General features: G+C 52.1%; 1 protein-coding gene and 1 pseudogene. Both read right to left on the bottom strand.

Features of this window, described 5'->3' with window-relative positions:
* Positions 1-224, bottom strand: a 224-nt coding sequence (locus ACTHSP_RS22290; protein ID WP_440347048.1) for an ATP-binding cassette domain-containing protein, incomplete at its 3' end; no start/stop codon positions are given.
* A pseudogene (locus ACTHSP_RS22285) lies at positions 224-409 on the bottom strand (ABC transporter permease); the annotation flags it as partial. The gene ACTHSP_RS22290 and the pseudogene ACTHSP_RS22285, both read right to left, overlap by 1 nt.

The raw sequence follows: 409 nt of genomic DNA, 5'->3' as shown, positions 1-409 counted from the left end.
GGCAGGCGGTTTTCCTGAAACAGAAAACCCGTTTTGCGGAAAGTATTGCGTATCGTGCCCGATTTCGGCGTTTCCAAGCCCGCAATCAAACGCAAAACCGTCGTCTTGCCACAGCCGCTCGGCCCGAACAAGGCTTTCACTTCGCCATGTTGCAAGTTCAAACTGAAATCGCGCACGATGGGGTCGCGGAGAATTTCAAAACACACGTTTTCAAGACAGAGCATCATCTCCTCCACGGCATAAACAAAATTTCCAAAGGTTTGGTAATCAGGTATTCAAACAGTGACACAAACACGATAACCAACACCACATAAGCCATCACCGTCGAAGTTTCCAGCATCGCCCTCGCGTCCGCAATCCGCGCGCCCACGCCTTCGCTCGCGCCCAAGAGTTCCGCCATAATCACCAC

This window comes from Neisseria sp. P0001.S005 (assembly GCF_051963715.1).
The sequence above is the reverse complement of the archived record's forward strand: the minus strand, read 5'-3'. Positions and strand labels throughout refer to the sequence as shown.